Source organism: Paenibacillus oleatilyticus, from assembly GCF_018998565.1.
Lineage (GTDB): Bacteria > Bacillota > Bacilli > Paenibacillales > NBRC-103111 > Paenibacillus_G > Paenibacillus_G oleatilyticus.
On the sequence record NZ_JAHNZO010000059.1, the window covers coordinates 1 to 12,437 of the forward strand.

The 12,437-nt window shown below is 50.3% G+C and carries 8 protein-coding genes and 1 pseudogene; 5 read left to right on the top strand and 4 right to left on the bottom strand.

The genetic code is table 11. From position 1 onward, the window contains the following. From KQX66_RS36155 to KQX66_RS36165, 3 genes and pseudogenes are all read left to right on the top strand, one after another. Positions 1–419: pseudogene (locus tag KQX66_RS36155) on the top strand (hypothetical protein); the annotation flags it as partial. A 257-nt stretch (positions 420–676) separates the two neighbouring features. Then, entirely contained in the window at positions 677–1,249 is a 573-nt protein-coding gene (gene mnmM / locus KQX66_RS36160) for a tRNA 5-(aminomethyl)-2-thiouridylate-methyltransferase MnmM (protein WP_216798352.1), read from the top strand. A gap of 136 nt (positions 1,250–1,385) precedes the next feature. Further along, the gene (locus KQX66_RS36165) at positions 1,386–2,351 is read left to right on the top strand and encodes a type I phosphomannose isomerase catalytic subunit (RefSeq protein ID WP_063185696.1); all 966 of its coding nucleotides are present in this window, start codon (positions 1,386–1,388) and stop codon (positions 2,349–2,351) included. A gap of 77 nt (positions 2,352–2,428) precedes the next feature. Here KQX66_RS36165 and KQX66_RS36170 read toward each other — a convergent pair whose 3' ends face one another. The 4 genes from KQX66_RS36170 to KQX66_RS36185 all read right to left on the bottom strand — a co-directional run bounded on the left by KQX66_RS36170 (position 2,429) and on the right by KQX66_RS36185 (position 6,815). After that, complete coding sequence (locus KQX66_RS36170) at positions 2,429–4,198, bottom strand: B12-binding domain-containing radical SAM protein (RefSeq protein WP_216798353.1); 1,770 nt, start codon at positions 4,196–4,198, stop codon at positions 2,429–2,431. Positions 4,199–4,316: 118 nt separating this feature from the next. Continuing rightward, positions 4,317–4,544 (bottom strand): hypothetical protein, encoded by a 228-nt coding sequence (locus tag KQX66_RS36175; RefSeq protein ID WP_216798354.1) that lies wholly within the window; start codon positions 4,542–4,544, stop codon positions 4,317–4,319. A gap of 226 nt (positions 4,545–4,770) precedes the next feature. Beyond that, positions 4,771–5,868 carry an ABC transporter permease gene (locus tag KQX66_RS36180; RefSeq protein WP_216798355.1) on the bottom strand — a complete coding sequence of 366 codons (1,098 nt, stop codon included), beginning with the start codon at positions 5,866–5,868 and terminating at the stop codon, positions 4,771–4,773. Beyond that, positions 5,865–6,815 carry an ABC transporter ATP-binding protein gene (locus tag KQX66_RS36185; RefSeq protein WP_216798358.1) on the bottom strand — a complete coding sequence of 317 codons (951 nt, stop codon included), beginning with the start codon at positions 6,813–6,815 and terminating at the stop codon, positions 5,865–5,867. The genes KQX66_RS36180 and KQX66_RS36185 overlap by 4 nt, the downstream gene beginning before the upstream one ends. A gap of 168 nt (positions 6,816–6,983) precedes the next feature. Here KQX66_RS36185 and rlmD point away from each other — a divergent pair, with 168 nt between their 5' ends. Continuing rightward, entirely contained in the window at positions 6,984–8,459 is a 1,476-nt protein-coding gene (gene rlmD, locus KQX66_RS36190; RefSeq protein ID WP_216798356.1) for a 23S rRNA (uracil(1939)-C(5))-methyltransferase RlmD, read from the top strand. A 386-nt stretch (positions 8,460–8,845) separates the two neighbouring features. Beyond that, a complete protein-coding gene (gene avs2, locus KQX66_RS36195) occupies positions 8,846–12,370 on the top strand; it encodes an AVAST type 2 anti-phage system protein Avs2 (protein WP_216798357.1) in 3,525 nt (1,174 codons plus the stop codon). Positions 12,371–12,437: the final 67 nt, after the last annotated feature.

The following is a 12,437-nucleotide window of genomic DNA, read 5'->3' on the forward strand; positions in this document are numbered from 1 at the left end:
GGCGCGGAGCGCTCCCCGGCGAAGCCGGATACGGCTGCGAAGCAGCCGGTGGCGCCGAAGGCGCCGAGCGCGCCCGCGCTGCCGCCGGCGAAGCTGCCGAGCCCCGCGAAGTCGGGGGGAGCGGAGCCGGAGGGCGGCAAGGCGGTGACGCCGCCGGCGGGGCCGATCGAGCCGCCGAAGGCGAGCTCGGAGCCGGAGGCGTCAGGCTCGGCCGTGGCGAAGCCAGGGTTTCAGACGCCGTCGAGCCCGGCAGGCGCTGGAGATCTGGCGCCGCCGGGACGGGCAAGCAATTAGAGCTCGGCGAAGCCGGGTTCGGACATGCTTTAAGAGCTTACATAGCTACTCGGAGCTTCAAACCTTTGTCCTTGACGAATAAGACATTTCCGGTGCGCTATAGGACTATGGTTGAGGCGGCCTAAACCAATAGAGGAACTCTAGTGAGTTATTCGTGTCGAATATGGGTTGCGCATCTTGTTTTTGTCGTATTAAGGCACCATAGTTCCTTTATTTTCCGCATTTTGCTTGAACTACGGCTTATAACGCATTGCTGTTCCTCTATTTGGATAGGACATCTGAAGCTAGCATCTCCCATCCATACTTTTCAATCCGTATTCGGTAGAAAAACAGCAGGCAGCTTAGCTATTTTTCATTATCTGTAACAGGAGGAATCGCTCCTTTGGGCTTTATTTCCATACTCAGCTTTGCACATAAATTAATAGAAGAACGGGTGCAGCCAGGTGAAACCGTTGTCGACGGTACGGCCGGCGGCGGAGTCGATACGGCGTTTCTGGCCCGGCTTGTCGGGCCTTCCGGGACCGTGCACGCCTTTGATATCCAGCAGCAGGCGCTGGACCGCACGGCGTCGCGTCTTGAACAGGAATGTCCCGGCCGTCACGTCCGGCTTCACCTGCGCAGCCACGAAGCGATGCTGGAGGCCATCCCCGAAGAAAACCATGGCCGCATCGGGGCCGTGATGTTCAACCTTGGCTATTTGCCCGGAGCCGATCACGAAACCGTGACCGAACCGGCTTCAACGCTGGCCGCCTTGGAAGCTTCCGCTCGGCTTATTCGACGCGGCGGCATTATTACGATCGTACTGTACACCGGCCATCGGGGAGGCTTGGAGGAAGCGGCCGAGGTCGAGCGTTGGGCTGCCGCTTTGCCGCAAAAGCATTTTCAGACGCTGCAGTATCGTTTTATGAATCAGATCAACCATCCGCCCTATCTTATCGCCATTGAGAAGAGATAGGGCTGCGCCCCCGTTTTCAGTGCTTTTAGCTATAGCAAAACGCGGGGCAGATTGATATAATGCAAAATAGAAAAAAATGAAAGGCGGGGTTTGCTCCGGTAAACCCGGCCGACAAAGGATAAGGAAGTGGAGAGTAATGAAGCCGTATCCGTTGCAATGCAAGCCCGAATTTAAAGAAAGAGTATGGGGCGGACGTGCGCTCGAACAGTTCGGACTCGAGCTGCCGGAAGGGAAGATCGGCGAAGGATGGATGATCGGCGATCACCCGAATGGAACGACAACCGTCGCAAACGGCGAGTTGGCCGGTATGGGACTCGATCAAATCCGCGAGCAATATGGGAGCGAGTTTTTCGGCAGCAAGGGCTTTTCCGAGAAAAACGGCCGATTCCCGCTGCTCATCAAGCTGCTGGATTGTCAGGACGACCTGTCCGTGCAGGTGCATCCGAACGATCATTACGAACGTCTGCCGCAAGGCGAGCTGGGCAAAACCGAAATGTGGTACATTCTGGACGCCAAGCCGGGTGCTAAAATCATTTACGGCCTGAAAGACGGCGTGACCCGCGAGCAGTTGGCTGAAGCTATCGAGCAGAACCGCATCTTGGACTGCTTGAACGAAGTTACCGCCGAAGCGGGCGATTCGTTCTACATTCCCGCAGGCACCGTGCATGCGCTCGGAGCCGGCGTGCTGGTCGCCGAAATTCAACAAAATTCGGACAGCACTTATCGGCTGTACGATTACGACCGTCTCGGTCTGGATGGCAAGCCGCGCGAGCTGCACATTGAAGATTCCTTGAACGTCATCGCCTACGAAAATTCGGGCGCTACGTATATGAAAACGAACTTGAACGCCTCCGGCGAATGGTTGACTCTGGCCCGCTCCCCATTCTTCGTGACGGAAAAAGGGCGCGTCGAAGGCAATTGGCCGCTGCAAACGTCGCCGGAAAGCTTCGTGATTCACATCATCTGCGAAGGCACCGGCTCGATCCGTTGGGCCGACGGCGAGCTGAATGTGAAACCGGGCGAATGCTACCTGCTGCCGGCCAACCTTGGCAGCTATTCGCTTGAGGGCAGCATGACGGTCCTGCGCAGCTACCTGCCGTAGACCTTACCGAACAAAAACAAAGAACACCTCGTCTTTTTCTTTCTAAGACGGGTGTTCTTTTATTATAGCCTATGCATTCAGGCGCTCGTCGGCTCCAGCTCCAGCGTAAACGGCTGCGGCTTGGCCGAAGCGTCCGGCGGGAAGTACACGATGAGCAGCTGCTCGCTCGTCCGGTCCAGTTCTCCGCTCTGCAAGTAACGGTCCAGCCGGAACGGCAGCTTTTCGATCATGACATGCTTATGCAGCTCCTTCTCCCCGATGCCCAGTGCGGCGAACGAGCCGGATACCGACTCAGGCTGCTCGGCAAGCAGCCGCAAATAATCGGACTGCCGGGGCTTGTCCAAGGTGAAGTCCCACCAAATTTTGCGCGGCTTATACTTGTGATTCAGGAAATAATCCAGCTTCATCAAGCCTTCAATGACGTCGAGCTTAGCCGTGCCGCGATGCTTCAGGAACGCATGAAGCCGGGTGAACAAATCCTCAAGCTGGTGCCCGATTTTTTGCCAGCCGCGCTCCTCCCAGTAATCGCCGAACTCTTGGAAGAAATCGAAGGCCGATGTAAATTCGCGCTCGATCAAATACCGGACCGTATGGTCCATCCGATGGGCGTTCCAGTATTTTTCCAGCACGTCCTCTACCCGCTTGATCCGTACCAAATCCGAGAACGGCAAAATTTTGTTGCCGAGAATTTCATACGGCGCATGGTCCATGTAAAGGTAACCGTATTTTTCCGCGTCGTGGCGCATCCCGGTGCCGCGAAGCATTTTCAAAAACCCGAGCTGCAATTCCTCAGGACCCAAAGCGAAGACGTCGTTGAACGTTTTGCGGAAACTGTTGTAATCTTCCTCAGGCAGCCCGGCAATCAAGTCGAGATGCTGGTCGATTTTGCCGCTTTCCTTCACCTTCGTCACCGTACGGGTCAGCTTGGCGAAGTTTTGGCGGCGCTTGACAAGGCTATTGGTCAGATCGTTCGTCGACTGCACCCCGATCTCGAAGCGGAATATGCCGGGCGGCGCATTCTCTGCCAAGTAATCGAGCACTTCCGGCCGCATAATGTCCGCCGTAATCTCGAACTGGAACACGCAGCCGCTATGGTTTTGGATCAGAAATTCGAACATTTCCATGGCGTAATCGCGCTTAATGTTAAATGTCCGGTCCACGAACTTGATCAGCTTCGCGCCGGATCGGATCAAATAAAGCAGGTCGCTCTTGGTCCGTTCCATGTCGAAATAACGCACGCCTACCTCGATGGAAGACAGACAAAATTGACAGCTGAACGGACAGCCCCGGCTCGTCTCGAAATAGACGACACGATTCGCCAGGCTCGGGACGTCTTCGGCAAAGCGATGCGGCGTCGGAATATCGTCCAAGGCCAGCTTCGGCCGCGGCGGGTTGATGACGACCCGTCCCTCTTTGTTGCGGTAGGCGAGGCCGAAGACGCTGTATAGAGCGCGGTCTCCTTCAAGCTCGGTCAGCAGGTGATGGAGCGTCTCCTCCCCTTCTCCGACGACGATGAAGTTAACTTCCGGCAGCCGGTTCATCCAATACTCCGTATCGTAGGAAACCTCCGGACCGCCCAAAACGACGACCAGCTCGGGCATGATCTTCTTGAGCATGCTGACTACGACGATCGTTTCTTCGATGTTCCAGATATAACAGGAGAAGCCGACGACGTCGGGCTTGCGCTGGTAAATGTCGGACACGATATTCATCGCCGGGTCCTTGATCGTGTATTCGGCAATCTGGATGCCTGGAAAATCGTGCTGGCTGAACGCCTTCAAATACCGGAGTGCAAGCGAAGTGTGAATATATTTGGCGTTTAACGTCGATAAGACAATCGTTTTCATGGGAATTCCGTACCTCTTTACTTATCCATTTTCGTATTGAACAGCATCCCTATTCTACCGCGAAACGGAACCGAATACAAAAAAAGAAAATGGAACGTGACGTCCCATTTTCCCAAAACTAATACAAAGACTCTTGCACAGGCAGGCTGTCCGGCTCAGGGGCCAGCGCAGCAAGCATAAATTCGTCCTGCCCCTCTTCCTTCCACATGTTGGCCTGGGTCAACAGTTGCTCCTCCACCTGCTCCTTTTGCGTTACCAATGCTTCGATATTGCCCTCGGAACGCTCGATATTGTCCTGCAATCGATTGCGCTCCGCCAGTCTCTTGGCCAATTGGTACAAAATCATGATCTAAAAATCGTCCCTTCGCATCGAATATTATTGTCTTCATGTTACCGGGCAAACATTAAGACAACATTAGGAGAATATAAACAAAAGGTTAAAATTCTCCTTTTCTCTATATATGCAGCATGATAAGCATAGTATTTCCCATTTTTAAGAAAAAAATGTGGAATTTTCGTGCGGAAGGGCCGGTGCCGTCTGTTCATGTTGCAAACTGGATCGAAGCCCCGTCTTATTCCCACCGGAACGTAAAGCTTGCCACGATAAACGCGACGAGCAGCCACCCGCCGAGCAGCGCCGCTTCGGTCCAGACGACGGAAAGTCCCGCTCCTACGTTCATCACTTGACGCAGCGCCGTCGTCAGATGGGAGATCGGCAGCAGCTTGACGATCGGCTGAAGGAACTCCGGCATGTTCTTGATCGGGAAGAAGACGCCGCCCAGGAACAGCATCGGGAACGAGATGAAGCCGGCGATCGGCCCGGCGCTTTCCGGCGTTTTGGCCAGACCGGCAATGATAAAACCGATCGACATGAACGCCAGCGTCCCGAGCACGATGAAGCTGAGCAGCAGCAGCCATGAGCCGTTCACCTGCGTGCCGAAAAAGACCGAGCCGACGACCAGCACGATGACGGCCTGCAAGCCGTTCAGCAGCAGCCGCGCCGTAATCTGCGACGCGATAAACGTCGAAGCTTTCAGCGTCGTGCTCTGCATCCGCCGCAGGATGCCTCGTTCCCGCCACGAGGCGATCTGCCCCGCCACCCCGTTCAGGTTGTTGGACATAATCATCATGGCGACGATGCCCGGCACCAGAAAGTCGATATAGCTGAGCTTCAGCGACTGGACGCCTTCCGGCCGGATCGTAATTTTCGGCGTGTAGCCCGACAGCTTCTTGTCGATTCCGTCGACGACCGGAGCCAGCACCTGCAGCCCGATTTGCGAGGTCGCGGCATTCGTTTCGTCGTAATACACTTTGATCGCAGCGGACACCCCCGTGCTGCCCGGCTTCGTTTGTTCCTCGTAGCCCTTCGGAATGACGAGCACAAGCTGGTAATCGCCGCGTTTCAGCGTTTCCAACTCGGGATTTAAATCGGTGGCTGCGTTCAGCCGCAGGATCGGGTTGTCCTGCAGTGCCTTCACCAGCGCTTCGGAAGCGGCAGTCCGGTCCTCATCGACGATGGCCCCGGAGACGGAGACCGGATTGCCCTTGCCGAGGAACGAGCCCAGCATAACCATGAAGAAGATCGGAAAAAGCAGCGTCCAGAACAGCACCTGCCGGTTGCGGGCGAACAGCCGCAGTTGGGCAAGCGTCAGATGAATGTAAGCGTTCATGCTTCCCTCAAGCTCCTTCCCGTCATGTGGATGAATACGTCCTCCAGCGTGGCCGTCCGTGTCTGCAGCTCCTGCACGCGCCATCCCTGCCCTTCCGCCCGGGCAATCAGATCGACGAGCGAGGTTTGCAGATGGTCGGTATACAGCACGAAAATGTCTTTGCGCTGATCCACCTGCTTCACCTCGCTGACTTCCCGCAGCGCTTCCGTTACAGCCTCTTGCTGCTCCTCGCTCCAAGTGTCGGCGCCTTCCAGCCGGAATTCGATGGCGCTGTCGGACTGCAGGTTGCGGACCAGATTCCGGGGCGTATCGAGCGCGATCACCTGCCCGCTGTCCATCAGGCAGATGCGGTCGCACAAAGTATGCGCTTCTTCCATGTAATGCGTGCTGAGCACGATCGTTTTTCCGCGTTCCTTCAACCTAAGCACGATATCCCACAGCATCCGCCTGGCCTGCGGGTCCAGACCTGTCGTCGGCTCGTCCAAAAAGACCACCTTCGGATCGTTCACAAGCGCCAGCGCTATCGCCAGACGCTGCTTTTGCCCGCCGGAGAGGTTTTTGACGCGGTCGTTGCGTTTTTCCTGCAAAATCATATCTTCCAGCAGCGGCTCGATCGGGACGGAGCTCGGATAAAAGCTGGCGTACATGCGGACGATCTCGTGCACTTTCAACAGATCAAACAGCGAGGTGGATTGCAGTTGGACGCCGATCACCTGCTTGACCCGATTCAGCTGTGTCCGGGTGTCGAAGCCAGCCACAATCGCATGCCCTTCATCCGGCCGTCGTAGCCCCTCAATCATTTCCATCGTGGTCGTCTTGCCCGCGCCGTTCGGTCCGAGCAGTCCGAACACCTCGCCTTGATATACTTCGAAATGGACGCCTTTTACGGCCGTGAAGTCCCCGTACCGTTTAACTAAACCGTCCGCCTTAATCATCGTTTCCGCCATCGGCAACATCTTCAGCTCCTTTGGGGGCGTTCTTGGAAAAAGCTACAGCTAGAGTATACCATCCGGCCGAGGGGGATGCCTAATCTTATGCATGGCGCCCGTTTCGCCAATCCGGCCCGGTCATGGTATAGTAAGAACAGCGATTCGACAAGAAACGGAGAGAACGGCATGAGCACTGAATGGAAAAAGAACCGCGATTCTTCGCGTCCGCATGGGAAGGGAGCGGAAGCGGCGCGGAAGCCTGGCGGGAAAAAGCCTGCGGCAAGCCGGCCCGCGACGGCAGAGGATCTGAGAGCCGGCGACCGCATCGTAGTAACGATCAAGCGGATCGGCATTAACGGCGAGGGCGTCGGCTACTACAAACGCAAGGCGGTTTTCATCGATGGAACGCTGCCGGAGGAAGTCGTCAAAGCGACGGTGACGAAGGTCGAACCGAGCTATATTACGGCCAAGCTGGTGGAAGTGGAAAAGGCTTCGCCGCACCGTCAAAAGCCACCCTGTCCCGTCTACGACAGCTGCGGCGGCTGTCAGCTTCAGCATATGACGTACGAGGCTCAGCTGCGCGCCAAGGAGGAGCTGGTCCGGGAAGCGTTCCGGCGCTATGCAGGCATGGAAACGGCCCCGATCCGGCCGATTCTCGGCATGGACAACCCGTGGAGCTACCGGAACAAGGCGCAGCTGCAGCTTGGCCGCGCTGGCGAGCAGGTCGTCGCGGGCTTATACTCCCCCGGCACGCATAAGCTCGTGGACATTACCGGCTGCGCGATACACGATCCGGCGATCAACCGGGTCACGGAGACGGTCGCCAAGCTGCTTGGCGAGCTGGACATCCCCGTCTACAACGAACGGACCCGCCAAGGCGTCGTCCGCACCATCGTAGCCCGGGTCGGCCGGCAAACCGGGGAGATTCAGCTCACGCTCATTACCGCGGCGGACCGCATTCCGGACCGCGAACGGCTTGTCCGCCGCATCCGCGACGAGCTGCCGCAGGTGACGACCATCGCGCAAAATCTGAATCGAGAAGCTTCTCCGCTTATTTTCGGCGCGAAAACGACGATGCTGTGGGGCAAGGAGCGGCTGGACGAGACGCTCGGCGACGTCCGCTTCTCCCTCTCCCCCCGCGCCTTCTTCCAACTGAACCCGGAGCAGACGGTGAAGCTGTACGACGCCGTCCGCGAAGCCGCCGCGCTGACCGGCGAAGAGCTTGTCGTCGACGCCTACTGCGGCACCGGCACGATCGGGCTCTGGCTCGCCCCGCACGCCCGCGAGGTGCGCGGCATCGAGCTCATCCCCGAGGCGGTCGACGACGCTAGGGACAATGCCCGGGCGAGCGGCGCAGCGAACGCCCGCTTCTTCGTCGGGCGCGCCGAGCAGCTGCTGCCCGAGTGGGTGCAGCGCGGCATCCGCCCCGACGTCGTCGTGGTCGACCCGCCGCGCACCGGCTGCGAGCGCCCGCTGCTGCTCGCGCTCGCCGAGGCGAAGCCGGCACGACTCGTCTACGTGTCGTGCAATCCGTCCACCCTGGCGAAGGACTGCCAGGTGTTGCTTGGCCAAGGCTATCGGCTGGACTGGATCCAGCCGGTGGACATGTTCCCGCAGACGGCACATGTGGAGTGCGTGGTAAGGATGTATCGGGAGGATTAACTGAATAGACTGTTAGATTGTGACGCCCTCTTGATCGTGAGAGGGTTATTTTTATTAAAAGCATCTCTGTGAGTACGCATTTGTAGAGGATAAGTCTGTTCTACGTTTCAAGGGGGGCTTGCTCCAGAGTTTGAGAACAAATGTCATTCCTTTTGATGCCAATGTACTTCCTGTCACCTCAGTACATGTATGGAAGTATTGTATATCACTACATTACTAACGAATTGTGGAAATTGTATAGCTGCGGAGAAAGCATAAGATGACTCTGAGTCATGCCTATAAATCTTCTAATAGCTTCGTAGCAAATAACGACAAAATAATCCAAATCCATTTGTTTTTTTGATATGCTATTGATATAGCTACGATAGATATATGGAGGTGTGGCTGTGCAACAGTTTAATTGGCGGAATATAAGAGGTTATAATAACTCACAAAATAATGCGTTTGAAGAACTGGTATGTCAACTTGCACGTGAAGAGGTAATTGATGGAAAAGTTGTATTTACCAGAGTAGGTGCACCGGATGGTGGAGTTGAAGCTTATTGTACACTGGAAAATGGAGATGAATACGGTTGGCAAGCGAAATATTTTGATTCGATGGGGGACTCGCAGTGGAGTCAGATTGAAAAATCATTTAAAACGGCGCTTCTGAAACATCCATATTTGGTGAAATATTATATATGTATTCCTTTGGATAGGCAGGACCCTAGAATCGATAATCAGAAATGGTTTATGGATAAATGGGAAGAGAGTGTAGCTAAATGGACAAAGCTTGCATCAGAACAGCAAAGAAAAATTGAATTTGAATATTGGGGAAGTTCTGAGCTACTCTCTAGACTTGCACAAGAAAAGAATGCGGGTAAAAGGAAATTTTGGTTTGCAAGTGAAGATTTTTCTGAACAGTGGTTTAGAGAAAAACTAGATGTAAGTATTGATTCATTAGGAAACAGGTATACACCGGAGTTAAACTTTGAACTGGACATTTCAAAAATCTTTTATGGTATTGCTAGAGATAATGGTTTCAAAAACCAATTTGATAGCTTATATAACGAGCTACAAAAGAAGACAAGGTATGCTAGCAGTATGATTAGAGAAAAAAGCCTAGAACAGAATAAGGAACAAATCTCAGTAGTACTTTCCGAGTTAGAGCATTGCTATTGCAATATCGATTTTAAAGAAATGAACGACATTTGTTTCAGTAAAATAGATGAAATATGCAATCGTGTGGGCCGGATGATTTCTGATTGTATGAATCAATATTACAAACTAAAAAGAGAAGAAGGTAACAAGGAGGATAAAAGAAATTCAAATGATTACTTTGATAATAACAAATTTAGTTCGGAAATTGAGTACTTAAGGCGATCCCGTGAAACTCTAGAATATTTTCAAGAATTTATCACAAGCCCTACTGCACTACTTGCTAATACTCCTATTCTATTATTAAGGGGTGAGGCTGGTATTGGAAAATCACATCTACTTGCAGATATTGCGAAACAAAGAAATGAGGAAGGCACACCTGTTCTCTTGATACTAGGTCAGCATTTCACGAATGAAGATAATCCATGGACTCAAATATTAAAAAATCAGTTAAGACTAGACTTGAACGAGAACGAATTACTTGGAGCACTAGAAGCAAAGGCTCAGTCTATTGGTTCAAGAGCTTTCATTATAATTGATGCAATTAACGAGGGGCGAGGAAGGTTTTTTTGGAAAGATCATATTAAGGGTTTTATTAGAACTATAAGAAAGTATAAATGGTTAGGATTAATACTAAGCATTCGTTCATCATATGAAGAAATAATTGTACCTAAGGACATTACAGAAGATCGAATTGCCATAAGAGTTACCCATCATGGATTTGCTGATGTTGAGTACGAAGCTTCAAAAATGTTTTTTGATAATTATAAGATACAGCAACCCAGCATTCCATTACTACATCCGGAATTCCAAAATCCTCTATTTTTAAAATTTTTTTGTGAGGGGTTGAATAAATCAGGGTTAACAGTTGTGCCAGATGGATTCGAAGGAATCTCCCGCATTCTAGACTTTTATATAGATAGTATCAATAGTAAGTTGTCTGAACCCTCAAGATTTGATTACGCCAGAAATTTAAATCTTGTTAAAAAAGCTATAGATGCGGTTATTGCTAAAAAAATAGAAATAAGCTCGCAATACGTGACTTACGAAGAAGCAAGTAAAATTGTAAGTAATGTAGTTAAAGAATATACGGATAATTGGAGACGGTTCTTAGATGAATTAATTAATGAAGGTCTGTTAACACAAAATATATTTTTCAGTGATAAAAAAAATGTGGACGGTATTTATTTTTCCTACGAAAGATTCGATGACCATATTACTGTTTCTTATATGCTTGAAAATCATTTAAATAAACAAGACCCGAAGTCATCTTTTAAAAAAGGAGAAGTTCTGTATGAATATATAAAGGATGAACTGGAGTGTCATGTTAATAAAGGCTTTATTGAGGCTCTATCAATTCAACTTCCAGAGATTATTAACAAGGAACTTTATGAAGTCGCTCCATTCTGTAAATCATATGATACGATTGTAGAAGCATTTGTAAGTAGCCTTTTGTGGAGAAAAGCTGAAACAATTACTGATAAAGTAATTCCATATATTAATAGCATTGTTATGAAACGAACAAGGACATTCGAAATGTTCTGGGACACGATTTTGCATGTATCCGCAAACCCTAAACACTTTTTTAATGGTGAAAGAATTCATAACAGGTTGATGAAAGATTCTCTCTCTAAAAGAGATGCTTGGTGGACGCCATATATAAGTACACATTACTCAGGACATTCTGCTATAAAGAGAATTATTGACTGGGCATGGTCAAACGAAGATCGCGGTTACATTTCTGATGAGTCTGTCAAATTATCTGCGGTTACAATTTCTTGGTTCTTAACCAGCCCGAGTCGCAAATTACGTGATTCCGCCACTAAAGCCCTTGTTTGCTTACTTCAAAACAGAATACATGTATTAATTGATGTTCTGCGATTATTTGAAAAAGTAAATGATCCTTATGTATATGAAAGAATATTCGCGGTTGCATATGGATGTGCATTAAGAAGTAAGTCTAAAAAAGAAATTTATGAACTTAGTAAATATGTTTACGATACAATATTTGTAAAGAAATATGTTTTTCCGCACATATTATTGAGAGACTATGCAAGAGGTATTGTTGAATATTCCATTTATTTAGGAATGCAAGCAGAGGTGGACATTACAAAAGTAAGGCCACCTTACAGAAGCAGGTGGTACAAGCATATTCCAACAATCGAGGAAATTAATCAATATAAATTCGACTACCACGCTGGAGAATTTCAAGATTATTATTGGGCTCAAAATAGCATTCTAAGTTCTATGACAACAGAGTATGGACGAGGTATTGGAGGCTACGGAGACTTTGGCCGGTATGTCTTCCAAAGTGCAGTTTCATCTTGGGAAAAATATTTTGATGTCCAATCTCTTAGTAATATTGCAACTAAAAGAGTGTTTGAACTTGGCTATAACGTAGAACTCCACGGAGAATATGATAGACACGTAAAGACCTACGATAGACATAAACATACGAATGAGCGAATAGGCAAGAAGTATCAGTGGATTGCTTTCCATGAATTATTAGCTAAACTGTCTGATAAATATCCGATGAGTGAGTTCGACTATAGTGGGAATGATGAAGAAATTGATGAAGTAGATAATTTTGATCTGGAGGAGTTTCTAGCTTCATTTGATACTGAGTTAGAATCAGAGGAATACACAGATGATATGACCCAAGATACTAGAGATAATTTGCATTTCCAACAACCAAAGAAGCCAAGACGCCGTAACTACAAGGATATTCCATACAGTGGTCCATGGAATCCTTTTGTAAGGGACATGGGTCTGTAAAATAAATTGTGTAACCTCTCAACTGAGATAAATTTGGCAATACTGACTACTAGATCAAAGTTGGAGG